Below are 25,078 nucleotides of genomic sequence, written 5' to 3'. Positions count from 1 at the left end.
CTGGTTCGGCTCTTTTCCTTGTAGGCGAAAGCAGGATCCTCTTGTCCGTGTCCTCGGACGGCTTCTCCGCCGAGCTCGCCCGCGAGCAGGCGTACGTCACCACCCTCTACGCGAAGCTCGACGCCGAACGCGTCGAGGCCCAGCGGCGCCTCGACGAGACCCTCCGCCAGACCGGCGGCACCCCGCAGGCCCGCACCGAACGCGACGTCGCCACCACCCTCTACACCGACCGGCTCGCCCAGCTCGGCTCGGTCGAGCAGGGGCTGGCCTTCGGGCGCCTCGACTTCGTCCCCGGCAACGCCGAGGAGACCACCTACATCGGCCGGCTCGGGCTGTTCGACGAAGACGACGACTACCGGCCGCTGCTCGTCGACTGGCGGGCGCCGGTCGCGCGGCCCTTCTACCTCGCCACCGCCGCGTCGCCCGACGGCGTGCGGCGGCGCCGGCACCTGCGGTCGCTGACCCGCAAGGTCACCGGCTTCGACGACGAGATCCTCGACCTCACCGCCGCCGACCAGGGCCAGGACCTCGGCCTGGCCGGCGAGGCCGCGCTGCTCGCCGCGCTCGAGCAGCGGCGCACCGGCGAGATGAGCGACATCGTCGCCACCATCCAGGCCGAGCAGGACCGCATCATCCGCGCCCCGCTCGGCGGCGTCATGGTCGTGCAGGGCGGCCCGGGCACCGGCAAGACCGCGGTCGCGCTGCACCGCGCGGCCTACCTGCTCTACACGCACCGCCAGCAGCTCACGACCCGCGGCGTGCTCGTCGTCGGGCCGAACAGCACGTTCCTGCGCTACATCGGCCAGGTGCTGCCCTCGCTCGGCGAGACCGGCGTGCTGCTCGCCACGATCGGGCAGCTCTACCCGGGCCTGGACGCCGTCGGCGTCGAGCCGCGCGAGACCACCGAGGTCAAGGGCCGGCTGGTGCTGGCCGAGGTGCTCGCCAACGCCGTCCGCGACCGCCAGCGCGTGCCCGAGCCGGTCCTGGAGATCGAGTACGAGCACGACGTCCTCAAGCTGGACCGCAAGACGTGCACCGACGCGCGGACCCGCGCCCGCCGCTCGCGGCGCCCGCACAACCCGGCGCGGCGCCTGTTCGTCTCCGACGTCCTCGACGCGCTGACCCGCCAGGCCGCCCGGAAGCTGGGGGACGACCTCCTCGACGGGCAGGACCTGCAGGACATCCGCGCCGAGCTGGCCGCGGACGAAAACATCGCCGCGGCGCTGAACGGGCTGTGGCCGGTGCTGACGCCCGAAGGCGTGCTCGACGACCTGTTCGCCGACCGCGAACGGCTCTCCAGCGCGGCGCGGAAGCTGCTGTCGGAGGAGGACCGGGCGCTGTTGGAGAGCAGCCGTGACGCTCGCTGGACGCCGGCGGACGTGCCGTTGCTCGACGAGCTGGCCGAGCTGATCGGCGTCGACGACACCGAGGCCCGCGTCGAGCGCAAACGCCGTGAGCGCGAGGACCGCGCGTACGCCGAGGGCGTGCTCGACATCCTCGAACAGGACGAGGAGATCATCGACGAAGAGCTGCTGCGCGTCTCCGACGTCCTCGACGCCGAGCTGTTCGCCGAGCGCCAGGTGGAGCGCAGCGAGCTGACCGCCGCCCAGCGCGCCGCGCAGGACCGGGCCTGGACGTTCGGGCACGTGATCGTCGACGAGGCCCAGGAGCTCTCGGCGATGGACTGGCGGCTGCTCATGCGGCGCTCGCCGAACCGGTCGATGACGCTGGTCGGGGACGTCGCGCAGACCGGCGCGGCCGGGGGCGCGCGGTCGTGGGGCGAGGCGCTCTCGCCGTACGTCGCCGACCGGTGGCGGCTCGAGCAGCTGACCGTGAACTACCGCACGCCCGCGGAGATCATGGCGGTCGCCGCGCGGGTGCTCGCCGAGGTCGATCCGGCGTTGTCGGCGCCGTCTTCGGTGCGGGAGACCGGGGTGCCGCCGTGGTCGGCGCGCCCGGCTTCCCTCGCCTCGGAGCTGCCCGGGCTGGTGGAACGCGAACTGTCCGAAGTGGACGGTGGCACGGTGGCCGTCCTGGTGCCCTCGGCCTGGTTCGACGAGGTGTCGTCGTGGCTTTCGGAACACGACGAGCGGCTGAGCGTGCTGACGGTCGAGCGGGCGAAGGGCCTGGAGTTCGACTCGGTGGTGCTGATCGCGCCGGACGAGGTCGTGGCGGGCTCGCCGCGCGGGTTGAACGACCTGTACGTGGCCTTGACGCGCGCTACGCGGCGGCTCGGCGTCGTCGCCACGGGTGACGACGTCCCGGCACTCTCCGTGCTTGGCTAGGGTGCCCGGCATGCAGAAGATCGGGAAGATCGTGGTCGTCGCCGCGGCGGCGCTGTCCCTGGCCGCGTGCGGCCAGGACGCCAAACCCCAGACGGCCGCCCCGGCAGGGCCGCCCGTCCCGTCGTCCGGTGCCGCCCAGGCGACCCAGAGCAAGGGCCGCGAGTGCACCGCGGACAACATCAAGACGACGGGGAAGTTCGGCGAGGTGCCGACGATCACCATTCCCGACGACTGCGACCCGCCGAAGAAGCTGATCACCAAGGACCTGTCCGAGGGCACCGGCAACCCCGCCAAGGCCGGACAGAAGCTGAAGATGAACTACCTGCTGGTGACGTGGTCGGACAAGCGGAAGCTCGACAGCTCGTTCGACCGCGGCGAGACGTTCGACCTGAACCTCGGCGCGGGCGAGGTCATCCCGGGCTGGGACCAGGGCCTGGAGGGCATCAAGCAGGGCGGGCGCCGGCTGCTGATCATCCCGCCGGACCTCGCGTACGGCGAGGGCGGCCAGGGCATCAAGCCGAACGAGACGCTGGTCTTCGTCACCGACGCGGTTTCGGTCCCGACCGACAAGGGCTGACTTCAAGCGCCCCAATGTGGCCTTGGTTGCGTCTGACGCACCCAAGGGGCCCTTCGGTGCGTCAGACGCACCGAAGGCCACCTTGGGGCGCTTGAAGTCAGGGGATGAGCAGGAGCTTGCCGGTGGTGCGGCGGCCCTGCAGGTCCTCGTGGGCCTTGCGGGCGTCGGCGAGCGGGTACTTGCCGCCGACGCGGACGGTGAGGTCGCCCGCGAGGATCGCGTCGAACAGCTCCTTCGACCGCCAGTCGATCTCCTCGCGGCTGCGCGTGTAGTGCGCCGACGTCGGGCGGGTCAGGTACAGGGAGCCGCCGGAGTTGAGGCGCTGCGGGTCGATCGGCGGGACCGGGCCGCTGGACGCGCCGAACAGCGCCAGCAGGCCGCGGATCTTGAGGCTGGCCAGGCTGCCGTCGATGGTGTCCTTGCCGACGCCGTCGTAGACGACGTCGACACCGTCGCCGCCGGTCAGCTCGCGGGTGAGCTTCGCGAAGTCGTCCCGGTCGTAGCGGATCACCTCGTCGGCGCCGGCTTCGCGGGCGAGCTTCTCCTTCTCCTCGGTCGACACCGTGCCGATCACGCGGGCGCCGCGCGCCTTCGCCAGCTGCACCAGCAGCAGGCCGACGCCACCCGCGGCCGCGTGCACCAGCACGTCGTGCCCGGGCTTGACCTCGAACGTCGAGGCGACCAGGTAGTGCGCGGTCATGCCCTGCAGCATGGTCGCGGCGGCCGTCTCCAGCGTCACGCCTTCGGGTACCTTCACGGCGATCTCCGCCGGCACGATCTTGCGGGCCGCGTAGCTGCCGAGTGAACCCTGCCAGGCGACGCGGTCGCCGGCCTCGAACCCGGTGCCGGGTACGGCCTCGACGACCGTGCCCGCGCCTTCGAGGCCGAGCACGAACGGCAGGTCGATCGGGTAGATGCCCTGGCGCTGGTAGGTGTCGATGTAGTTGACGCCGGCCGCGGCGACGTCGACCAGCAGTTCGCCGGCCTCCGGGGCGCGGACGTCCACTTCGGCCGCTTCGAGCACTTCCGGGCCGCCGGTCTTCGTCACCTGCACTGCGGTGGGCATGCGTCCTCCTGGGGTCGGGTTCTCCCTGGGTGCAACTATGGCCGACGCCACGCTGTTCCGCGTTCCGCCGGGTTGTTGGTTATCGTTCGGGACGTGGAAGAGACTGTTTCGCCGACCAGCGCGCAGCTGGGCGCGGCGCGCAAGTTCGTGAAGACGCACGGCAAGCCGTCCCGGGCGGTGGTCGAGAACATCGGCCGCGCGGGCGCGCGCGTCGTGCTGGTCGGAGCCGACGGCGCGCTCGGCGACGTCGTGGTGCCCAGCGTCGCGACCGGTGAGGCCCTGGTCGAGGCGGTCGAGGACCTCTCACCGGCAACCTGGGATGCGGAGACGGTGAAGGCCACGAAGATCGGCGCGGAGCACCGGCGCAAGATGGCGGGCCGGTGAGCCGCGGCGCGATCCTCGTCAGCTGCGCGGAGCTCCCCACGGGCGACGGTGACGACGACGCCGTGGTGCCGGCCCTGGAGTCGCTGGGCTTCTCGGTGTCGTGGGCGCCTTGGGACTCTTCGGTCGATTTCTCCTCGGCGGACGCGGTGATCCTGCGGGCGACGTGGGACTACCCGGAGCGGCGGGCCGAGTTCCTTTCGTGGTGCGAGTCGGTTCCCGCGCTCTACAACCCCGCCGCGGTGATCCGCTGGAACACGGACAAGTCGTACCTGGCCGAGCTGCTCGACGCGGGCGTCGCGGTGGTCCCGACGGTCCTGGTTCCGCCCGGTGACGCTGCTCGCTTTCCCTCGTCGGACTTCGTGGTGAAGCCATCGGTGGGCGCGGGTTCCCGCGGCGCGGCCAAGTTCGCCGGCGGCGCGGACGCCACTTCTCACGTCGAGGCCCTGCACGCCGAGGGGCACACGGCGCTGATCCAGCCGTACCAGTCCAGTGTGGACACTTCGGGCGAGCTGGCGTTGGTTTACCTGGGCGGGATCTACTCGCACGCGTTCAGCAAGGGCGCAATGCTCGGGTCCACAATGGACGACTCGGGACTGTACCTTTCCGAATCGTTGGCCGCAGCCTCACCGTCCCCGGACGCGATCGCCTTGGCGGAGGACGTCCTGGACGCGGCGTCGGCTTTGCTGGGGATCTTGCGGGCCGAGCTGCTCTACGCGCGGGTGGACCTGGTGCGTGGTGCGGACGGGAAGCCGTTGCTGCTGGAGCTGGAGTTGACGGAGCCGTCGTTGGGCTTCCGCCAGACGGACCCGGCCGCGGCGATGCGGTTCGCCTCGGCGGTGCGGCAGCAGCTGGCGTAGTCACCGGGACGCTCGCTGCACCGCGGCGAGCGCGAGTGCGACCACGGCTCCGATCGTGGTCACGGCGAGGGAGCCGGTGATCAGGTAGAGGCCGCCGATCCCCGTCAGGCCGGTCTTGACCAGTTTCCGCAGATCGCGGCCCGGTTTGCTTGTCTTACGCTTGGTCACTGTGCTACCCCTTCAATGGTGTACTAGTACGCCACAGGCAATGGTGACCGGCGGTGGGCCGGGCCGGAACTGATCTTTTGTTTCCGAGTCGGTTTTTTTGTTGCCGGAGTTTTGTCGCCGCAGATCTCGCCGTTGTCGGGAATTGTCGATCTTCGTCGGGGAAGCGGAGGCGCCATGACCATCTGGGAGCACGTCGACGAGGTAGCGTCGGCCGCTGAGGTCGAGGCCGCGCTGCGCTGGCTGGCGAAACGCGCGAGCGGTGGTGGTCCTCGTGCGGTTCTCGGTGAGGCGATCAACGAGCCGGCGAGCGAGCCGGCGAAGGCGCTCCGCTCTCTGGTGGCACCGACCGTGTCGCTGCCTGCCGGGTCGGTCGGCTCGCGAGCGTTCGCCCTGTGGGGCCTGATCGTCGACGAGATCGGGTCCACCGGAGACGCTCGTCACCGCCACACTCTGATCGCGGCGTTCCGGGTCCCGCCGTCGCCGGGCGGGACCGGCTGGAAGGCGACGTTGGGCGCCCGCTTCGAGCAGTTGTTGCCGTTGCCGGTCGTTTTCGGAGACCCACCGCCCACCACTACGACTCCGATGAACAAAGCCTGGCGGTCGGCGCCCCGAGCGCTGGCTGTCCGCCTCGCGGAGAAACTCGTTTCGCTGGACGGGCCGGGCTGGCAGCGGTACATCGATATCGGCCGCGCGGCCGTGGAGGTCCCGGACGGCCGCGACGCCTGGCGGGCTCGGCCGGCTTCGAACGGGGCACAGCCGGTGTTCGTGGAGCGCATGCTCATCACGGCGGTCATGCACCGCCGGACAGTGCGGCGCCGCATCACCGAACGCGACATCATCGCCTGCGAGGACGGTGTCGACGGTTTCGACGTCCACTCGGCGACCGGCTGGACGTACGATCCGGCAGACTTACCTGTGACGGCCTTGTGGGCCTGCCGGGCGGTCGCTTCACCCAGGGAGCACCCCGGCGCGCCGGTTATGACGCGTCTGCGTTTTCGCGGGACGCTGCGCAAGGGCGAGCGCTACACGTTCGTGTCTGAGGCGCTCGACGGGCAACTCGAGGAAGAACGCAGGTGGCTCAACGTCGAAGTGGATCACCACGGTATCGCGCCCGGCGGCCTGACCATCCAGCTGAACTTCGACCCAGAGCATCTTCCCGAGGCGTGCTGGTGGTATGCCGAACAGTTCGAGGTCGAGCAGACTCGGCAACCGCCCGATGGTGCCCCGCATTTGCTCCCCGTCGGGGACGGTTTCGTCCGGCACACTTTTGTCGAAGGGTGCCACCCGCGGGAGAATTACGGTGTAGCCTTCAGGTGGAAATCCTAGTGACCGATGCGACTCACATCGGTCACTAGAGATCCATCCTTATTCGATGGCGATTTGGTTACCGGTGTTCCCGCCGCCGCCACCAACTGCGGTGTCAGCCGTCGGTTTGTGGACGCCTGGCGCCAGAGCGATCGCTATGGTCGCCGCGAGTACCAGCGCGCCTGCCGCGGTGATCCACGGCTTCCTCCTGTGCGCGTCTTGAGTGCTGTGCTTGCCCATGAGTCTCCTTCGGTGTAGGAATTCGGTTCACCGTAAGGGGTAGCAATCGACACGATCGAGCGCGTCTTCTCTCTTTTGTGTCGGTGTTGGTGCGCTAAGCGCTCGCCTCTGTCCGCTTGGCGGCCAGCCTGTCAGCCCTCGGCCACCGGACATCGGTAGCCCATCCGAGTTGCTCGAAAGTCCTGATCACCCGAGCCGAGATATCCACCTGACCCCGCAGCACCCCGTGCCGCGCACAAGTCGGATCCGCATGGTGCGAGTTATGCCAAGACTCGCCCATGGAAAGCACCGCCAACGGCCAGAAGTTCGCCGCCTTGTCACGGCTGGCGAACGGCCTTTCCCTGATCAGGTGACAAACCGAGTTCACCGACCAAGACACGTGGTGAAGGAAAGCGATCCGCAGCAAACCGGCCCAGAAGAACGCCGTCACCGCGCCCCACCACGACCACGTCAGCAGGCCACCCAAAAGAGCCGGCAGAGCCAGACTCAAAGTGATCCACAGCCAGAAGTACCGATTGACCACCCGAAGATCGCCGTCAGCCACCAGGTCCGGGGCGAAGCGATCAGCGTTCGTCACCTCGCGGGAAAACATCCACCCCATGTGCGCGTGCCAGAAACCGCGCAGGAGCGCCGACGGGGACGTGCCGAACAGCCACGGCGAATGCGGGTCGCCTTCCCGGTCGGCGAACGCGTGGTGGCGGCGGTGGCTCGCCACCCAGAAGATCACCGAACCCTGCACCGCCATGCTGCCCGCCACCGCCAGCGCGATCGCAGGGGGCGCGACGCCTTGAACGCGCCGTGCGTGAAGTAGCGGTGGTAGCCGACCGTCACCCCGAGCGTCGCGAACACGTAGAACGCCGCCGCCAGCGCCAGGTCGATCCACGTCATGCCCCAGCCCCACACCAGCGGGACCGCGACGAGGAGTGCCGCGAACGGCACCAGCAGGAACGTCTTCAGCACGAGCATCTCGCCGGTGCCCCGGCTGTGGGAGATCAGCGGCTTGGGCGCGGAGCGCGTCGTCATGCGCAAACCCTATGAGGTGCGCGTTAAGGCGGCGTGACCGGCGGTTGCTCAGGCGGTGGCGAGTTCCTTAGGCGCTGCCCTCAGCGACACGACCGGGCCGCGGTCGCGGCTGCCCGTCCACAGCGTCGCCGTCGCGATGATCACCGCCATCGCGCCGAGGACGTGGAACGACACCATCGCCTCCGGCACGCCCAGCGCGTACTGCAGTGAGCCGAGCCCGCCCTGCGCGAGCGCGATCACCCAGACCCACGTGTAGCGCTGCCACAGCCCCTTCGGCGCGCCGACGCGCAGCAGCTGGAGGCCGAACACCGCGAGCAGCAGCATGTACAGCACCAGCAGTCCGCCGTGGACCTGGGCGAGCGTCTCGACCGGGACGGCCAGGCGGTGGGTGTTGATGTCGCCGCTGTGCGGGCCGGCGCCGGTCACCGTCGTGCCCGCCGCGAGCACCAGCCACAGCACGACGGCCAGCGCGACCAGGATCCCGCGGCCGGCCGCGGGGACCAGCGGGCGCGCGGGTTCGTCGCCTTCGCGGAACGCGCGCAGCAGCAGGACCGCGAGCCAGACGAGGGGAGTGGTGGCGAGGAAGTGGATCGCGACGGTCCACCACTCGAGCTTGGCCAGCACGGTCATCCCGCCGACGACGGCCTGCAGCACGACGCCGCCGGGCATCGTCCAGGCCAGCTTGACCAGGCGGGTGCGGCCCGGGTGGTCGATCTGCACGCGCCACGCGGTGATGACCGCGACCGCGGCCACGGCGATGACGACGCCGGTGAGCAGCCGGTTGCTGAACTCGATCCACTGGTTGAGCGCGTCGATCCCGGAATCGTGCTTCGGCACCAGGCTGCCGGCGACGCACTGCGGCCAGGTCGGGCAGCCGAGGCCCGAGCCGGTGACGCGCACGATGGAGCCGGTGACGCCGATCAGCGCCTGCGCGAGGACCGCGGCGATCCCGACGGCCCGCTGCACGGCGGCGGACGGAAACGGCAGGCGGGCGACGAGGCTGGTGAACGGCACCCATCGATGGTAGAGCGCCCGGAAATCCGGCTTTCGGCAGGTCCCGGCGCCCAGAACACCGGCGTGGCCGCAAGGGACCTAGGTCATGCCCGGCCCGGGACTCAGGTGAGTTTCGTCGTGCGGGAAGCCAGCGCTCCCGCCAGGACCGCCCACACCGCCAAGACCAGCATGGGCCCGGGTGCGAACGCGCCGTCGACCAAAGCGGAACGCAGTCCCTCGGCCAGCGCCCCGGACGGCAGCAGTTCCACCACCCGAGCCAGCCCCGAAGGCAACGCCGACGGCGCGAGCAGGATGCCGCCCGCCAGCAGCAACACGAACCACACGATGTTCGCCAAAGCCAGCACGGCTTCCGCGCGCAACGCGCCACCCAAGAGAACGCCGAGAGCCCCGAACGCCAGCGTCCCCAGCACCAGCAGCAACACCGCCGAAGCCAAGCCGGCAAAAGAAGGCGACCATCCCAAGAATGCCGCCACCACACCGATGATCACCGACTGCAGAACCACCACCACGACGGCCGCCGCGAGCCGGCCGGCCACCAGCAGCCACCGGGGCAACGCCGTCGCCGAGAGGCGCTTCAGCACCCCGTAGCGCCGGTCGAAGCCCAGGGCGATCGCCTGGCCCGTGAACGCCGATGACATCACCGCCAGCGCCAGGATGCGCGGCGTGATCCAGTCCACTTTGGACGTCGAACCGAGCTGGGCCGCCGGCAGGACGTCCAACAGGGACAACCCGATGAGCAGCGCCAAGGGAATGAGCAGCGTCAACAGCACCTGCTCGCCGTGGCGCAGCGTCAGGCTCACCTCCACCCGCGCGTGCGTGCGCAGCATGCGGCCCAGGGACCCGCGTCCGGGGGCGGGGGTGAACGTCCCGGCGGGAAAAGTGCTCATGCCCGCAGCTCCCGTCCGGTCAGCTCCAGGAAGACCTCTTCGAGCGTCCGCTTGCCGACCTGCAGCTCCTCCGGCAGCACGCCCTGTTGCGCGCACCACGCCGTGACCGTCGACACGACCTGCGGGTCGACCGGCCCGACCACCACGTACGTGCCCGGCGCCGACTCGCGCACCGCGTAGCCCTCCGGCAGCGCCGCCGTCAGCAGCGCCGTGTCCAGCCGCGTGCGCGCCTTGAACCGCAGGCCCGCGTTGCCGCTCTCGTCCACCGTCAACGACTGCGGCGCGCCCGAGACGACGACCTTGCCGTGGTCCACGATCACCACCGTGTCGGCCAGCGCTTCGGCCTCCTCCATCAGGTGCGTGGTCAGCAGCACCGAGACGCCGTCGCGGCGCAACGCGCCCAGCAGGTCCCACACCAGGCGCCGGGCCTGCGGGTCCATGCCCGCGGTCGGCTCGTCGAGGAACACCAGCTCGGGCCGCCCGACCAGGGCGCAGGCGAGCGAAAGCCGCTGCTGCTGCCCGCCGGAAAGGCGCTTGAACGGCGTCCGCCGCACCGATGCCAGCCCGAGGACGTCCAGCAGCCAGGCCGGATCCAGCGGGGAGGCCGCGCAGGAGGCCACCAGCCCGAGCATCTCGTCGGCGCGGACACCGGGGTAGGCGCCGCCGCCCTGGGGCATGATCCCGATGCGGGGGCGCAACTCGGCCGACTCGCGCACGGGGTCGAGGCCGAGCACGCGCACCGAACCGGCGTCAGCGCGGAGGAAGCCCTCGCAGACCTCGACGGTGGTGGTCTTGCCGGCCCCGTTCGGGCCGAGCAGGGCGAGCAGGCTGCCGCGCTCCATCCGCAGGTCGAGACCGTCGACCGCGCGGGTGGAGCCGTAGCTTTTGACCAGCCCGGTGATCTCGACGGCGGGGGCACTCACATCGGGTCACGATACGGCGTCGACCCGCACGGGCACCCGCGGGGACGGCCTGGAGAGCAAGACGGGAGCGAGCCGCCGCACGATGAGCATCCCGCCGCCGCACACGACGATCGCCGCGACGTAGGCGAAGGGGAGCACGTACGGGCGGCCGTCGAAGGTGCTGCCGGTCGGCGGCAGCAGGAACGGCAGAGCGGCGGACAACACCGCCGCGGCCACCCGGAACCGGGACGTCCCGGCCGCGGCGGCCAGCGGGATCACCGCCCACAGCACGTACCAGGGCTGCAGGTTGATCTGCAGGATCATCACCGCGCCGAGGGAGACGCCGAGGCCGATGATCGGCCGGTAGCGCCACTTGAAGCTGTCCCACAGGAACTTGAACGTGATGGCGACGGCGATCAGGTAGCCGAGCGCGCCGAGGATCGGTACGAGCCCGTTGGTGTGGTTGCCGAGGCCGAGCGCGATGCCGAGGACGCCGGAGAGGTTGGCCAGCTCGGCGGTGGGGGAGATCCAGGAGCGGACCAGGCCGGGGGTGTCGAACGTCGCGCCGACCCAGCCGAAGCCGAGCCCGGTGCCGAAGCAGACGGCGACCAGCACGGCGCCGAACCACAGCGCCATCGGCGCCCCGGCGAGGAAGAGGTCCTTGAGCCGGCCGTGCCAGCGCCGCGCCACCATCACGGCGAAGAACGGCAAGGCGAACAGCGCCGGCAGCTTCACCGCGACACCGAGGGTGATGATCGCCACGCCCAGCCCGATGTAGAGCAGCTCCCCGTGCGCCAGGGGTGGTGGCGTGTCGCCCTTCACCCGGATAGGCAGCCGCCGGATGCCGACCTCCAGCCCGGCGAGCATCAGGCCGATGGCGAGCGCGTCGTTGTGGGCGCCGGCGATGAAGTGGAAGATCAGCAGCGGGTTGAGGGCGCCGAGCCACAGCGCGGTCGCGGGCTGGACGCCGAAGCGGCGGGCCAGCCGGGGCAGCGCCCAGACGATGAGGACCACGCCGGCCAGGGCGAGCACGCGCTGCAGGAGCACGCCGACGGCGATGCTGTTGCCCGCCAGCGGGGCGAGCCAGCCGCCGAGGCGCAGCACCAGGGGGCCGTACGGCGCCGGCGTCTCGCGCCACATGTTCGACACGCCCGCGGTGAACGGGTCGGCGACGCCGAGGGCCTGCGCCGGGCCGAGGACGTAGGGGTCCATGCCGCGGTGCACGATCTCGCTCTGCGCGAGGTAGCTGTAGACGTCGCGGGAGAACAGCGGCGGGATGACCAGCAGCGGCAGCACCCACAGCGCGATGGTGCGCGCGAGCTGGCCCTGCGACGCCAGCCGGGCGCGGTCGGGCCGGGCGAACTTCCCGAGCATCAGCCAGCTGAGCACGAGGATGCCCATCCCGGAGATCGCGATGGCCAGCGAGACCGTCGGGATCCGGGTGAACAGCCGCAGCACCGGGATCTCCTGCACCGGGTTGATCACCGGGGCGGCGCCGGCGCCGAGGGAGCCGAGCGCGAGGAAGAGCGAGCCGACCGTGCCGAAGCGGCGGACGACGTTCAGGCCGCGTCGCTCGTCGGCCTCGAGGGGCAGCGGGTCCAGCGGGTGGACGGGCGAAAGCGTGACGGGGTGAGCACTCCCGGTGGAGAGATCCGCCACTTGCCGTTCCTGCTGCGCAGGGTGTTCGCCGACTGCCACGCGTGCAGGGTATCGGGGCCGCCTTCGAGTGAGTCGGGTCACTGCCGGACACCCCGCCTTTGCCGACCGCCGGGAAATAAGACACACTTGTGTTGTGAAAAAGACGGAGGCGGGTGATCCGGCGGGTGGCGACATGCCCCGCGCCCTGATCGACGCTGTCCCGTCGCAGGTCAGCGCCGAGGGCAAGACCCGGCACGAGGTCGCCCGGCTGCTCCTGGAACAGGGTCCCATGACCGCCGCCGTGGTCGCCGAGCAGCTCGGGATCAGCCCGACAGCCATCCGCCGGCACCTCGACGCGCTTCTCGCGGACGGCGAAGCCGAGACTCGGGACGCGCCGCGCCGCGGACCCCGAGGCCGGGGTCGTCCGGCCAAGCTCTTCCTGCTGACCGAGGCCGGCCGTGCCCGGTTCGGGCACGCCTACGACGACCTGGCCGTGTCCGCCATCCGCTTCCTCGCCGAGCACGCGGGCGAAGACGCCGTACGCGCCTTCGCCGAGCGTCGGGTCGCGTCGCTGGTCGAGCCGCACCGCGCGGCGATCACCGGTTCGAGTGATCCGGCGACGCGCGCGGCGGTCCTCGCGACCGCGCTGACCAGGGAGGGCTACGCTGCGTCGACCCGTCAGGTCGGCGCGCCCGCCCCAGGTCAGAACGTCGGCGCGCAGCTCTGTCAGCACCATTGTCCGGTCGCCCACGTGGCCGCGGAGTTCCCGCAGCTGTGCGAGGCCGAGACGGAGGCGTTCGCGCGGCTGCTGGGCACCCACGTCCAGCGGCTGGCGACCATCGCGCGCGGTGACTCCGCGTGCACCACTCACGTACCCGTTACGACGGGTCACCCGGCCCATCCCGAGCCGGGAAGCACAGAGCGTCCGAGGGTGGCGGAGCCGCAGCCCGCCGGGCGCGAAGCACGGATCCCGAATGGAGGGAAACCCGCATGACTGCCGCTGCCGAGCAGCGCACTCCCACCACCGCGCCCTTGAGCCAGGAAGAGACCATCGAGTCCCTGGGCAAGTACGCGTTCGGCTGGGCCGACTCCGACGAGGCGGGCGCCAGCGCCCGTCGCGGGCTGAACGAAGATGTCGTCACCGACATCTCCGGGAAGAAGTCCGAGCCGGAGTGGATGCGCGAAGCGCGACTGAAGGCGCTCAAGCTCTTCGAGAAGAAGCCCATGCCCAACTGGGGTGCGGACCTCTCCGGGATCGACTTCGACAACATCAAGTACTTCGTCCGCTCCAGCGAGAAGCAGGCTGCGAGCTGGGAAGACCTTCCCGAGGACATCAAGAACACGTACGACAGGCTGGGCATCCCCGAGGCGGAGAAGCAGCGTCTCGTCGCCGGTGTCGCGGCGCAGTACGAGTCCGAGGTCGTCTACCACTCGATCCGCGAGGACCTCGAGGCCCAGGGCGTGCTCTTCCTGGACACCGACACCGCGCTCAAGACGCACCCGGAGCTGTTCGAGGAGTACTTCGGCTCGGTCATCCCGGCCGGTGACAACAAGTTCTCCGCACTGAACACGGCGGTGTGGTCCGGCGGTTCGTTCATCTACGTGCCCAAGGGCGTCAAGGTGGACATCCCGCTGCAGGCCTACTTCCGGATCAACACCGAGAACATGGGCCAGTTCGAGCGCACCCTGATCATCGTCGACGAAGACGCCTACGTGCACTACGTCGAGGGCTGCACGGCGCCGATCTACCAGTCCGACTCGCTGCACTCGGCGGTCGTGGAGATCATCGTCAAGAAGGGCGCCCGCTGCCGCTACACGACCATCCAGAACTGGTCGAACAACGTCTACAACCTGGTCACCAAGCGCGCCAAGTGCGAAGAGGGCGCGACCATGGAATGGATCGACGGCAACATCGGTTCCAAGGTGACCATGAAGTACCCGTCGGTCTTCCTCATGGGCGAGCACGCCAAGGGTGAGGTCCTCTCGGTCGCGTTCGCGGGCGAGGGCCAGCACCAGGACGCGGGCGCCAAGATGGAGCACCTCGCGCCGTACACCTCCTCGACGATCGTGTCGAAGTCGGTGGCGCGCGGCGGCGGCCGCACCTCGTACCGCGGCCTCGTCCGCGTGGCGAAGCGCGCGCACCACTCGCGCTCCAGCGTCGTCTGTGACGCGCTGCTGGTGGACACCATCTCGCGGTCGGACACGTACCCGTACGTGGACATCCGCAACGACGAGGTGTCCATGGGTCACGAGGCCACGGTGTCGAAGGTCAGCGAAGAGCAGCTGTTCTACCTGATGTCGCGCGGTCTCGACGAGGCCGAGGCGATGGCGATGATCGTGCGCGGGTTCGTCGAGCCCATCGCGCGTGAGCTGCCGATGGAGTACGCGCTCGAGCTGAACCGCCTGATCGAGCTCCAGATGGAAGGGTCCGTCGGCTAGACATGTCGGTTACCGAGAACAACGTTTCGGAAGCCCTTCGCGAGGGGGCCGTCGTTCCGGCGGCCTCCCGCGCGGAGCGCTTCACCTCCTACGACGTCGAGGCCTTCGAGGTCCCGGGCGGCCGTGAGGAGAACTGGCGCTTCACGCCGATGAAGCGGCTGCGCGGCCTGCACGACGGCAGCGCGGTCGCCACCGGTGAGATCACCCTCGAAGCCGACGCCGCGCCCGAGCTGACCATCGAGACCGTCGGCCGCGACGACTCGCGCCTCGGCCAGGCCGGCGTCCCGAGCGACCGGATCGCCGCCCAGGCCTACTCGTCGTTCACCAAGGCCACCGTCGTCACGGTGCCCAAGGAGACGAAGGCGTCCAAGCCGTCGGTGCTGCGCATCCACGGCCCCGGCGTGGATCAGGTCGCCTACGGGCACCTGCAGGTCCGCGCCGAGGCGTTCGCCGAGGCCGTGGTCGTGCTCGACCACGTCGGCTCCGGCACCTACGCCGACAACGTCGAGTTCGTGATCGGCGACGGCGCCAAGGTCACTGTCGTCAGCGTCCAGGACTGGGCCGACGACGCGGTGCACGTCTCCGAGCAGCACCTGAAGCTGGGCCGCGACGCCGCGCTGCGGCACACCGTCATCACCCTGGGCGGTGACCTGGTCCGCGTCTCGCCGACGGCGACCTTCGCCGACAAGGGCGGCGACGTCGACATGCTCGGCGTCTACTTCGCCGACGGCGGCCAGCACCAGGAGCACCGCCTCTTCGTCGACCACGCGGTGCCGAACTGCAAGTCGCGGGTGGGCTACAAGGGCGCGCTGCAGGGCGAGGGCGCGCACACGGTGTGGATCGGCGACGTGCTGATCCGGGCCGCGGCCGAGGCCACCGACACCTACGAGTTCAACCGCAACCTGGTGCTCACACCAGGTGCCCGCGCGGACTCCGTGCCGAACCTCGAGATCGAGACCGGTGAGATCGAAGGCGCCGGCCACGCGAGCGCGACGGGAAGGTTCGACGACGAGCAGTTGTTCTACCTCCAGTCGCGTGGGATCGCCGAAGAAGCCGCCCGCCGCTTGGTCGTGCGCGGGTTCTTCCACGAGATCCTGGTGAAGATCGACGTCCCCGAGGTGCGCGAGCGCCTCGAAGCCGCGATCGAGGCCGAGCTCGAAGCCGTTGGCGCCTGACGCCGTCCACAGACTTTAGGAAACGAAGAATGGCTACCCTGGAAATCAAGGACCTGCACGCCTCGGTCAACACCGACGAAGGCGCCAAGGAGATCCTCAAGGGCGTCAACCTGACGATCAAGTCGGGCGAGACGCACGCGATCATGGGCCCCAACGGCTCCGGCAAGTCCACCCTGTCCTACGCGATCGCCGGTCACCCGAAGTACCAGGTGACCTCCGGCGAGGTGCTGCTCGACGGCGAGAACGTGCTCGAGATGAGCGTCGACGAGCGCGCGCGGGCCGGGCTGTTCTTGGCCATGCAGTACCCCGTCGAGGTGCCGGGCGTGTCGATGTCCAACTTCCTCCGCACCGCGGCCACCGCGGTCCGTGGCGAGGCTCCCAAGCTGCGCCACTGGGTCAAGGAGGTCAAGGAGGAGATGGGCAAGCTCGAGATCTCGCAGGAGTTCGCCGAGCGTTCGGTCAACGAGGGCTTCTCCGGCGGCGAGAAGAAGCGCCACGAGATCCTGCAGCTGGCGCTGCTCAAGCCGAAGTTCGCCATCCTCGACGAGACCGACTCCGGTCTCGACGTCGACGCGCTGCGCGTCGTGTCCGAGGGCGTGAACGCGTACAAGGCTTCGAGCGAGGTCGGCGTCATGCTGATCACGCACTACACCCGGATCCTGCGGCACATCACGCCGGACTTCGTGCACGTCTTCGCCGGCGGCAAGATCGTCGAGTCGGGCGGCAAGGAGCTGGCGGACGAGCTGGAGGAGAACGGCTACGTCAAGTACGTCGGCAAGCCCGAGCCGGCCGCGCTCTGACACGTCTTATTACACCGAGAAGAGAGGAGTCGGCCCGATGACCACCACCTCGGCCAGCTCTGCTGGTGCCACCTCGGCGGGAAAGCGTGCCTCGGCGGGTGTGCCACTCGACGTGGCGGCCCTGCGGGCCGACTTCCCCATCCTGTCGCGCACCGTCCGCGACGGGAAACCCTTGGTGTACCTGGACTCCGGGGCGACGTCGCAACGCCCGACCGCGGTGTTCGACGCCGAACGCGACTACGTCTTCACGTCGAACGCCGCCGTCCACCGCGGTGCGCACCAGCTGTCCGAAGAGGCCACCGACGCCTACGAGTCCGCGCGCGCGAAGATCGCGGAGTTCGTCGGCGCGGACCCCGAGGAGCTGGTGTTCACCAAGAACGCGACCGAGGGCATCAACCTCGTCGCATACTCGATGAGCAACGCCGCCACGGCCGGTCCCGAAGCCGCGCGCTTCGTCGTGGGCCCGGGCGACGAGATCGTCATCACCGAGATGGAGCACCACGCCAACCTCGTGCCGTGGCAGCAACTGTGCCAGCGCACCGGGGCGACGCTGAAGTGGTTCAAGGTGACCTCCGAGGGCAGGCTGGATCTGTCCGATGTGGACGAGCTGATCACGCCGCGCACCAAGGTGGTCGCGTTCGCGCACCAGTCCAACGTGCTCGGCACGGTCAACCCGGTCTCGCTGCTGGTCGAGAAGGCCAAGGCCGTCGGTGCGCTGACCGTGCTCGACGCCTGCCAGTCGGTGCCGCACTTCCCCGTCGACTTCCACGCTCTCGGCGTCGACTTCGCGGTGTTCTCGGGGCACAAGATGCTCGGCCCGTCCGGCATCGGTGTCCTCTACGGCCGCACCGAGTTGCTCGAAGCGATGCCGCCGTTCCTCACCGGCGGATCGATGATCGAGATGGTCCGCATGGAGGGCTCGACCTTCGCGCCGCCACCGCAGCGGTTCGAGGCCGGCGTGCCGATGACGTCGCAGGCCATCGGCCTCGGCGCGGCCGTCGACTACCTCTCGGCCATCGGCATGGACCGGATCGCCGCCCACGAGCACGAGCTGGCCGCGGCCGCGCTCGAATGCGTCGGCGCGATCCCGGGTGTCCGGATCATCGGGCCGACCGACCTGAAGGACCGCGGCGCGACCGTGTCGTTCGTGATCGACGGCGTGCACCCGCACGACGCCGGCCAGGTGCTCGACAGCCTCGGCATCGCCGTCCGCGTCGGCCACCACTGCGCGTGGCCGCTGCACCGGGCCTGCAACGCGCAGGCGACCGTGCGCGCGTCGTTCTACCTCTACAACACGCTGTCCGAGGTGGACGAGCTGGTGGCGGGCGTGCGCGAGGCACAGAAGTTCTTCGGGGTGGCCCAGTGAACCTGGAGAACATGTACCAGGAGATCATCCTGGACCACTACAAGAACCCGCACGGCCGCGGCCTGCGCGACCCGTTCGACGCCGAGTCGTTCCAGGTCAACCCGACCTGCGGCGACGAGGTGACCCTGCGGGTCAAGCTCGACGACGGGAAGGTCGCCGACGTCTCCTACGACGGCCAGGGCTGCTCGATCAGCCAGGCCTCGACTTCGGTCTTGACGGATCTCGTCGTCGGCCACACGCTTGAGGAGGCGTTCACCACCATGGACGCCTTCGTGGAACTGATGCAGGGCAAGGGAAAGATCGAGCCGGACGAGGACGTGCTGGAGGACGGGATCGCTTTCGCGGGCGTCGCGAAGTACCCCGCCCGCGTCAAGTGCGCCCTCCTCGGCTGGATGGCTTTCAAGGACGCCGTCGCCCGGACCACCAGTGGAGCTGAGAAAGCATGACCGAAGACACCGCCACGGACGCTCGTGAGGGCCGGACCGCCGCCGACCTCGACGCCGAGACCACGGCCACGCAGGACCTCGACCTCGCCAAGCTCGAGGACGTCGAGGAAGCCATGCGCGACGTCGTCGACCCGGAACTCGGCATCAACGTCGTCGACCTGGGCCTGGTCTACGACATCCGCGTCGAGCCGGACAACACCGCCACGATCGACATGACGCTCACGTCGGCGGCCTGCCCGCTGACCGACGTCATCGAGGACCAGACGAACGCCGCGCTGACGTCCGGCGGCCTGGTCAAGGACTTCCGGATCAACTGGGTCTGGATGCCGCCGTGGGGCCCGGAGAAGATCACCGAGGACGGCCGCGAGCAACTGCGCGCCCTCGGCTTCACCGTCTAGTACAGCTTCGTGCCGTCAAGGCCACCTTACGGCGTCTGACGCCCGTAAGGTGGCCTTAACGGCATCTGTATAACGGTCTATACCGCGCGTGCCCCTGGCGACGAGCGCGGAGGGCACCAGCGGTCGTCTCGCCAGCGGGATGACTCAGCGTGAACGGCACGGGAGCTAGTATCCCGGGGTGGTCCTGCGGTCGATCCTCCTGTTCCTGGCCGCGGCGGTCTGCGAGATCGGCGGCGCGTGGCTGGTCTGGCAGGGCGTCCGCGAACACCGTGGCTGGCTGTGGATCGGCGGCGGACTGCTGGCGCTCGGCGTGTACGGCTTCGTGGCGACGCTCCAGCCGGACGCCCACTTCGGCCGCATCCTCGCCGCGTACGGCGGGGTGTTCGTGGCGGGGTCGCTGGCTTGGGGGATGATGGCGGACGGTTACCGCCCGGACCGCTACGACGTGCTCGGCGCGCTGCTGTGCCTGGCGGGGGTCGCGGTGGTCATGTACGCGCCCCGGACGGGGTAACGACCGCGGTGGCGGGCCGACGGGATCAGCGTCGTCCGTGTGGTCGGGCTGGCCGGGGACACGGTCGCCTGCTGCGCTGACGAACGTCTCTCGGTCAACGGCAAGCCGATCACCGAGCCCTACATCACTCCCGGCTTCGAGGGCCTCTTCGCGTTTTCGGCCAAGGTTCCCGAGGGAGCGATCTTCGTCGAGGGCGACAACCGCGGCAATTCCGACGATTCGCGCTTCGGCGGCCCGGTGCGGTTGTCCGGCGTCGTCGGAGTCGTGGTCGCCACCGGCACGGTCGTCACCCCGAAGCCACTGACCCGGTCACCTCGTTCGCGGACGCGGGTTTGCCGGGAACGCCGTACTCCGACGGGAGTTTGACCGGCCTGCGGTGGTGGATCCTCGGCGGGTTCTTCCTGTTCGTCACCGGGCTCATCGGGCTGATCGTGACCGCCGTCCGGAGCGCCGGAAGACGACGAAGAGCAGCCGCAGCCCCACCAATGCGCTGATCACCAGCAGGTTGTAGCCGAACACCTGGTGCAGCGTCAGGTCCGCCGCGATGCGCGGGCCGCCGGTGCAGGTCAGCAGGAGTACCGCCATCAGCCCGGTCGCCGCGCCGACGAACGCCAGCAGGACCTCGTGGACCAGTTCGGTGACCACGGACCGGTCGCGCTCGTCGGAGAACAGCCGGACGTTCACCGACAGCCGGCCCTCCTCCAGGGCCGCGCCGATGCGGTCGACGCGGCGGGGGAGCCGGCGCAGCACCGGCAGCAGCGCCATGACCTCGGTGAGCGCGGTGTGGCGAAGCGAGTCCGGCCGCAGGCGGGCGCCGACCTGCTCGACGGTGAACGCGCGCGACTCGGCCACGACGTCGAACGCGGGATCCAGCGCGGCCAGCGTGCCCTCCACCGTGGCGAGCGCGCGGAACACCGCGGCGACCGGCGGCGGCACGCTCAGCCGGAAGTCCGCGACCACCCGGAACAAACCGGTGAACAGGTCGAGGCCGGCGGCCCGGCCCGGCCCGAAGTGCTTGGCGACCAGCGCGCCGAGAGCGCGTTCGAGGCGCTGCTCGTCGATGTCGTCGGTGCGGTCGACGATCTCCAGCAGCCCGTCGCGCAGGGCGGCCGGGTCGCCGCGGTCCAGCGCCAGCACCAGGTTCTGCAGGCCGCCGCGCAGCCCGGCGTCGAGCCGGCCGACCGAGCCGAAGTCGAGCAGCCCCAGGCGGCCGTCGGGCAGGACCATGAGGTTGCCCGGGTGCGGGTCGGCGTGGAAGACGCCGCCGATCATCACCTGGTCGAGCAGGCACCGCAGAAGTGACCGCGCGAGCCGCTTGCGGTCGGCCGCCGGCGCCGTCTCCAGAGGCTTGCCGGCCAACCGGGACATGACGAGGACGCGCTCGGTGGACAGTGCTTTGTGGACGGTCGGCAGGACGACCTCCGGGCACGAAGTCGCGGCGACGGCGGTGATGTTGCGGGCTTCGATGGTGAAGTCGAGCTCCTCGGCCAGCGCCTCGGCGAACCCGTCGGCGAGCTCGGCGACCCCGAGGGAGCGCGCCCAGTCCGCGCGGTCCTCCAACGCGGCGGCGACGCGCCGGACGATGTCGACGTCGCGTTCGGCCTGCTCCCGCACGCCCGGGCGCTGGACCTTGACCACGACGTCCTCGCCGCTGTGCAGCCGGGCCCGGTAGACCTGCGCGACCGACGCGGCGGCCAGCGGTTCGGGATCGAACTCGGCGAAGACGTCGTCGGGCGAGCCGCCGAGTTCGGCCGTCAGCACGGCCCACACGGCGTCGGCCTTCGCGGGCGCCACCTGGTCCTGCAACTTGCCGAGCTCGTCGACGAACACCGGCGGCAGCAGGTCCGCGCGCGTCGAAAGCAGCTGGCCGAGCTTGACGAACGTCACGCCGCCCTCTTCCAGCGCGCGGCGCAGCGACCGGGCGAGCTTGGCGTGCCGTCCCGGCGCGAGATCGGGGTCGCGGCGGCCGGCGAGGTAGCGGCCGAGGCCGTGCTTGACGGCGATCCGGCTGATCTGCGAATACCGGCGGGCGCGGGAGACCTTGGCGCGCAGCGAGCGCGGCCGGAACCCGCTCGGCAGGGCCATCTCGGCGACGAACAGGAAGATCAGCGTCGCGAGGAAAGCGCTGCCCGCCAACGGGATCAGCAGGCCGACGGCCGCGCCGCCGTTGTGCAGCAGGGATACCGGGAACGCCTGGCCGATGCCGCCCGCGACGAGCCAGCCGAACCCGGCGCCGCACAGCGCGCGGACAGCGCCGATCCGGACCCCGAGGACCCGCCGCGACGCGACCACGAGCGGCCACAGCACGAGCGCGTACAGCGGAAGGGTCAGCAGGCCCAGCAAGACGTCCATGCCGCGAAGCAGACCACGGCGGCTGGGCCGGACGGCTCATGCGGCGGCGGGATGCGGCTCCCTCTCGCGAGGGAACTACTTTCGGCCGTGGCCCGGATCGGCCGTGGACTTCTAACCTGACCGCGCGAACCACGGTGAAGTGTTCTCTAAACCGGACGAAGGAGACACGATGAACGGACGCGCGATCGGCCGGGTCGTGGCACTCGCCACGGCCCTCGCGGCCCCGCTGGGCCTGGGGCTCGCGGTGGCGCCCGGCGCTTCGGCGGCTGCGGTCACGACGCTGTACTACAGCTCGTCGGGCGCGCCGGACTACCTCGCCCAGATCGACCAGGGCGCGGCCAACTGGAACGCGGTCGTCACCGACGTGAAGCTGGTCAAGCGCACGTCGGGCGCGACGATCAAGTTCCACGAGATCCACAGCGGCGGTTCGTACACGAACACGAACGGCCACGGCCGCGGCGACATCTACCTGGACACGAGCCAGGTGGCCGAAGGCTTCGACCCGACCCGCATCGCGGCGCACGAACTGGGCCACAACCTGGGCCTGCCGGACCACTACACGGGGCCGTGCACCGAGCTGATGTCCGGCCACGGCCCGGGGACGGCGTGCAAGAACGCGAAGCCTTCCGCGGGCGAGGCGGCGAAGGTGCAGTCCTTGTGGGTGAACGGCTTCACCGCGACCCGCACGGAAACCCGCAGCGTCGCGTACTGAGCCGGTGCCGGTCGTGAGTGGGAAACCGGGTTGGAACACTGTTTCCCACTCACGACGTGGTCCACCGCGAGGGGGAGGCGCGCACCGGGGCCGCCTGCGAAGATCGGCCGGTGCGCGTACTCCGCCCCTTGACCGGCAAGGCGACCTACCGCCGCTGGGTGTACCTCGTCCTCGGCGGGGCCATCAGCGTGCCCTACCTGCTGTTCTCCGCGGTCGCCGTGCCGTCGTTGCTGCCCTTCGTCACCACCATCGAGCGCGCGACCCTCATCGGCGGCCTGCTCACCCTGGTCGTGCTCGCCGGGACCGCCTTCCTGCCCGCCGTGCACGTCCTCGAGTCCACCGCCGTCCGTGAACTGCTCGACGACCCCGTGCCGGACGCCCCCGCGAAACCCCGCACCCGGCCGGGCCGCCGGCGTGCCGCCGCGATGTTCGTGCTGCACGTCGTCGCCGGGTTCGTGGTCAGTTTCTTCAGCCTCGCCGCGCCCGTCGCCATCGGGGTCTCGATCAGCGCGGTGTTCACCGGGCACCTCGTCCAGACCGCCGACGGCGCCGAGGTCACCGTGCCGACCGGCTGGCCTTCGGTGTGGCTGCCCGTCGTGTTCGCGCTCGGTGTGGTGCTGCTGGTCTACGCCGTCGCGGCGATCGGCGGCGGGCTGCGCCGGGCCGCGGGCCGGCTGCTCGGCATCACCGCCGCCGACCGGATCGCCCGGCTGGAACGGCGGACCGGGCAGCTCGCCGAGCGCAACCGCCTGGCCCGGGAGCTGCACGACTCGGTCGGGCACGCGCTGAGCGTCGTCACCGTCCAGGCGGGCGCCGCCCGGCGGACGTTGCGCACCGACCCGGACTTCACCGAACGCGCGCTCGGCGCGATCGAGGAGTCCGCCCGCACGGCCCTCGACGACCTCGACCACGTCCTCGGGCTGCTGCGGGACGAGGCGGCGGGCCGGACACCGCAACCGGGGCTGACCGGCTTGGAGACGCTGCTCGAAACGACCCGGCTCGCCGGCACCGACGTCACCGCGGAGATCGGCGGCGACCTGGCCGCGGTGCCCGCGGTGGTGTCGCGCGAGGTGTACCGGATCCTGCAGGAATGCCTGACCAACGCGGTGCGGCACGCCGGTAGGGTCCCGGTGACGGTGGTCGTCGACGTCGCGGCGCACGGCCTGACCGCCCGGGTCACCAACCCGCTGGGGACCGGCTCCGGCCGCGCCGGCGGCGGCCGCGGCCTGCGCGGGATGACCGAGCGGGTCGAAGTACTCGGCGGCGAGCTGTCGGCCGGGCCGGTGGACGAGCGGTGGGAGGTCGTGGTGCGGGTGCCGTGGGGGAGCGGGCGATGAGGGCCGGCGTGCTGCTGGTCGACGACGAGCCGCTGATCCGCGCCGGGCTGCGGGCGATCATCGACAGCGAGGACGACCTCTCGGTGGTCGGCGAGGCCGCCGACGGCGCCGAGGTACCCGGCCTGGTGGCCCGGCTCCGCCCGGACGTCGTGCTGATGGACGTGCGGATGCCCGCGGTGGACGGGATCCGGGCCACGACCCACCTGATGTCCACTCTGGACGATCCGCCGAAGGTGATCGTGGTGACCACGTTCGAGAACGACGACTACGTGTACGACGCGCTGGTCGCGGGCGCCAGCGGGTTCCTCCTCAAGCGGGCGCGGCCGGCGGAGATCGTGGCGGCGATCCGGACGGTGGTGACGGGCGAGTCGCTGCTGTTCCCGGCGGCGATCCGCCGCCTCGCGGCCCGCCACGCACCGTCCGGTGACGGGCTGGCGGGCGCGGGCCTGACCGAGCGGGAACGCGAAGTGCTGCGGCTGATGGCGGCCGGGTTGGCCAATGGGGAGATCGCGGGGGAGCTGTACCTCGGGATCCAGACGGTGAAGACGCACGTGGGGAACGTGCTGGCGAAGCTCGGGGCGCGGGACCGGACGCAGGCGGTGATCCGGGCGTACGACTCGGGCTTCGTGACGCCGGCGGGTTGACGCGGAGTTGTGGACGCGCCATCCACGACGTCGAAGTTCGCACCATGAACGGTGTAACAAAGCCAATGTTGAACCGACTTGGTTGACGAGGTTCGAAGCCTGGAGGGAGTGGGATGGCGGTCTCCGATGAGGAAGTGGATGTCGAGTCTTCCGACGTGAACGACATCATCGGTGACGCCGGGTTCGCGCGTGACCTTCTTCTGGCGGAGTATCGGACGCTGCGTGACGAAATCCTGAAGAAGATGGATCACAGAACTTCGTTGGTGGTCTGCTCGGTCACGGTGAGCTCTGCTGTACTGGGTTTCGGCATCGAGCGCAAAAGTGCGTCACTGCTTCTGGTGTCACCCCTGGTTTCGCTGCTCCTCGGTATTCTCATCGCCTTCTACAACATGCAGATCGGAATCGCTTCGGAGCACCTTCGGAGGCACTACGAACAACCGGTCGCTCGTCGATTCACGTAACTGTTCAGGGCATTTCGGTGTTCGTTGGCAGCCAGGGGTTTCCGGTGATGGCGTCGCGTAGCGCGGTGATGATGTGGAGGCCGTTCTTGCG

The 25,078-nt window shown here is 70.2% G+C and carries 26 protein-coding genes and 1 pseudogene; 18 read left to right on the top strand and 9 right to left on the bottom strand.

Annotation, left to right across the window (positions count from 1 at the left end):
* Positions 1–41: 41 nt before the first annotated feature.
* Complete coding sequence (locus AB0N03_RS39545; RefSeq protein WP_364383447.1) at positions 42–2,285, top strand: AAA family ATPase; 2,244 nt, start codon at positions 42–44, stop codon at positions 2,283–2,285.
* A gap of 10 nt (positions 2,286–2,295) precedes the next feature.
* Positions 2,296–2,862, top strand: coding sequence for an FKBP-type peptidyl-prolyl cis-trans isomerase (locus AB0N03_RS39540; protein WP_364383444.1), 567 nt, complete (start codon positions 2,296–2,298; stop codon positions 2,860–2,862).
* Between the two features lie 97 nt (positions 2,863–2,959).
* Here AB0N03_RS39540 and AB0N03_RS39535 read toward each other — a convergent pair whose 3' ends face one another.
* Entirely contained in the window at positions 2,960–3,928 is a 969-nt protein-coding gene (locus tag AB0N03_RS39535) for a quinone oxidoreductase (RefSeq protein WP_364383441.1), read from the bottom strand.
* 93 nt (positions 3,929–4,021) lie between these two features.
* Here AB0N03_RS39535 and AB0N03_RS39530 point away from each other — a divergent pair, with 93 nt between their 5' ends.
* Positions 4,022–4,312, top strand: a complete 291-nt coding sequence (locus tag AB0N03_RS39530) for a hypothetical protein (RefSeq protein ID WP_364383438.1) — start codon at positions 4,022–4,024, stop codon at positions 4,310–4,312.
* On the top strand, positions 4,309–5,169 hold the full coding sequence (locus AB0N03_RS39525; RefSeq protein ID WP_364383435.1) for a hypothetical protein: 861 nt from the start codon (positions 4,309–4,311) through the stop codon (positions 5,167–5,169). Before AB0N03_RS39530 ends, AB0N03_RS39525 begins: the two co-directional genes overlap by 4 nt.
* Here AB0N03_RS39525 and AB0N03_RS39520 read toward each other — a convergent pair whose 3' ends face one another.
* Positions 5,170–5,337 carry a hypothetical protein gene (locus AB0N03_RS39520; protein WP_364383432.1) on the bottom strand — a complete coding sequence of 56 codons (168 nt, stop codon included), beginning with the start codon at positions 5,335–5,337 and terminating at the stop codon, positions 5,170–5,172. It lies immediately after the preceding gene.
* A 174-nt stretch (positions 5,338–5,511) separates the two neighbouring features.
* On the opposite strand from AB0N03_RS39520, the gene AB0N03_RS39515 reads away from it, so the two are divergent.
* The gene (locus AB0N03_RS39515; RefSeq protein ID WP_364383429.1) at positions 5,512–6,663 is read left to right on the top strand and encodes a hypothetical protein; all 1,152 of its coding nucleotides are present in this window, start codon (positions 5,512–5,514) and stop codon (positions 6,661–6,663) included.
* A gap of 39 nt (positions 6,664–6,702) precedes the next feature.
* On the opposite strand, the gene AB0N03_RS39510 is transcribed toward AB0N03_RS39515, so the two are convergent.
* From AB0N03_RS39510 to mptB, 6 genes and pseudogenes are all read right to left on the bottom strand, one after another.
* On the bottom strand, positions 6,703–6,882 hold the full coding sequence (locus tag AB0N03_RS39510; protein WP_364383426.1) for a hypothetical protein: 180 nt from the start codon (positions 6,880–6,882) through the stop codon (positions 6,703–6,705).
* Positions 6,883–6,976: 94 nt separating this feature from the next.
* A pseudogene (locus AB0N03_RS39505) lies at positions 6,977–7,905 on the bottom strand (acyl-CoA desaturase).
* Positions 7,906–7,953: 48 nt separating this feature from the next.
* On the bottom strand, positions 7,954–8,919 hold the full coding sequence (locus AB0N03_RS39500; RefSeq protein WP_364383423.1) for a COX15/CtaA family protein: 966 nt from the start codon (positions 8,917–8,919) through the stop codon (positions 7,954–7,956).
* Positions 8,920–9,020: 101 nt separating this feature from the next.
* Entirely contained in the window at positions 9,021–9,806 is a 786-nt protein-coding gene (locus tag AB0N03_RS39495; RefSeq protein ID WP_364383420.1) for an ABC transporter permease, read from the bottom strand.
* Entirely contained in the window at positions 9,803–10,729 is a 927-nt protein-coding gene (locus AB0N03_RS39490) for an ABC transporter ATP-binding protein (RefSeq protein WP_364383417.1), read from the bottom strand. Before AB0N03_RS39490 ends, AB0N03_RS39495 begins: the two co-directional genes overlap by 4 nt.
* A 6-nt stretch (positions 10,730–10,735) precedes the next feature.
* Positions 10,736–12,367 (bottom strand): polyprenol phosphomannose-dependent alpha 1,6 mannosyltransferase MptB, encoded by a 1,632-nt coding sequence (mptB, locus tag AB0N03_RS39485; RefSeq protein ID WP_364383576.1) that lies wholly within the window; start codon positions 12,365–12,367, stop codon positions 10,736–10,738.
* A 172-nt stretch (positions 12,368–12,539) separates the two neighbouring features.
* Between mptB and AB0N03_RS39480 the strand changes: the two genes are divergently transcribed.
* The 9 genes from AB0N03_RS39480 to lepB all read left to right on the top strand — a co-directional run bounded on the left by AB0N03_RS39480 (position 12,540) and on the right by lepB (position 19,847).
* A complete protein-coding gene (locus AB0N03_RS39480) occupies positions 12,540–13,340 on the top strand; it encodes a metalloregulator ArsR/SmtB family transcription factor (RefSeq protein ID WP_364383573.1) in 801 nt (266 codons plus the stop codon).
* Positions 13,337–14,785 (top strand): Fe-S cluster assembly protein SufB, encoded by a 1,449-nt coding sequence (sufB, locus tag AB0N03_RS39475; protein WP_364383414.1) that lies wholly within the window; start codon positions 13,337–13,339, stop codon positions 14,783–14,785. Before AB0N03_RS39480 ends, sufB begins: the two co-directional genes overlap by 4 nt.
* A 2-nt stretch (positions 14,786–14,787) precedes the next feature.
* Entirely contained in the window at positions 14,788–15,960 is a 1,173-nt protein-coding gene (gene sufD, locus AB0N03_RS39470; RefSeq protein WP_364383411.1) for a Fe-S cluster assembly protein SufD, read from the top strand.
* Between the two features lie 29 nt (positions 15,961–15,989).
* Positions 15,990–16,760, top strand: coding sequence for a Fe-S cluster assembly ATPase SufC (gene sufC / locus AB0N03_RS39465; RefSeq protein ID WP_364383408.1), 771 nt, complete (start codon positions 15,990–15,992; stop codon positions 16,758–16,760).
* Positions 16,761–16,797: 37 nt separating this feature from the next.
* The gene (locus AB0N03_RS39460; RefSeq protein ID WP_364383405.1) at positions 16,798–18,126 is read left to right on the top strand and encodes a cysteine desulfurase; all 1,329 of its coding nucleotides are present in this window, start codon (positions 16,798–16,800) and stop codon (positions 18,124–18,126) included.
* A complete protein-coding gene (gene sufU, locus AB0N03_RS39455) occupies positions 18,123–18,572 on the top strand; it encodes a Fe-S cluster assembly sulfur transfer protein SufU (protein ID WP_364383403.1) in 450 nt (149 codons plus the stop codon). The genes AB0N03_RS39460 and sufU overlap by 4 nt, the downstream gene beginning before the upstream one ends.
* Entirely contained in the window at positions 18,569–18,970 is a 402-nt protein-coding gene (locus AB0N03_RS39450) for a metal-sulfur cluster assembly factor (protein ID WP_364383400.1), read from the top strand. Before sufU ends, AB0N03_RS39450 begins: the two co-directional genes overlap by 4 nt.
* 178 nt (positions 18,971–19,148) lie before the next feature.
* Positions 19,149–19,481, top strand: coding sequence for a YnfA family protein (locus tag AB0N03_RS39445; protein ID WP_364383397.1), 333 nt, complete (start codon positions 19,149–19,151; stop codon positions 19,479–19,481).
* Positions 19,482–19,520: 39 nt separating this feature from the next.
* Entirely contained in the window at positions 19,521–19,847 is a 327-nt protein-coding gene (lepB, locus tag AB0N03_RS39440) for a signal peptidase I (RefSeq protein ID WP_364383394.1), read from the top strand.
* A 51-nt stretch (positions 19,848–19,898) separates the two neighbouring features.
* Here lepB and AB0N03_RS39435 read toward each other — a convergent pair whose 3' ends face one another.
* Positions 19,899–21,833, bottom strand: coding sequence for an AarF/UbiB family protein (locus tag AB0N03_RS39435; RefSeq protein WP_364383391.1), 1,935 nt, complete (start codon positions 21,831–21,833; stop codon positions 19,899–19,901).
* 169 nt (positions 21,834–22,002) lie between these two features.
* Here AB0N03_RS39435 and AB0N03_RS39430 point away from each other — a divergent pair, with 169 nt between their 5' ends.
* From AB0N03_RS39430 to AB0N03_RS39415, 4 genes are all read left to right on the top strand, one after another.
* Positions 22,003–22,545 (top strand): snapalysin family zinc-dependent metalloprotease, encoded by a 543-nt coding sequence (locus AB0N03_RS39430; RefSeq protein WP_364383388.1) that lies wholly within the window; start codon positions 22,003–22,005, stop codon positions 22,543–22,545.
* Positions 22,546–22,655: 110 nt separating this feature from the next.
* The gene (locus AB0N03_RS39425; protein WP_364383385.1) at positions 22,656–23,882 is read left to right on the top strand and encodes a histidine kinase; all 1,227 of its coding nucleotides are present in this window, start codon (positions 22,656–22,658) and stop codon (positions 23,880–23,882) included.
* Positions 23,879–24,526, top strand: coding sequence for a response regulator transcription factor (locus AB0N03_RS39420; protein ID WP_364383382.1), 648 nt, complete (start codon positions 23,879–23,881; stop codon positions 24,524–24,526). Before AB0N03_RS39425 ends, AB0N03_RS39420 begins: the two co-directional genes overlap by 4 nt.
* Positions 24,527–24,639: 113 nt before the next feature.
* Complete coding sequence (locus AB0N03_RS39415; RefSeq protein WP_364383379.1) at positions 24,640–24,987, top strand: hypothetical protein; 348 nt, start codon at positions 24,640–24,642, stop codon at positions 24,985–24,987.
* The last annotated feature ends 91 nt before the right edge of the window (positions 24,988–25,078 follow it).

Origin of the sequence: Amycolatopsis sp. NPDC051061 (assembly GCF_040682935.1) — a bacterium.
GTDB lineage: Bacteria > Actinomycetota > Actinomycetes > Mycobacteriales > Pseudonocardiaceae > Amycolatopsis.
Note: the sequence above shows the minus strand (reverse complement) of the source record. Positions and strands in the feature narration are given on the sequence as shown.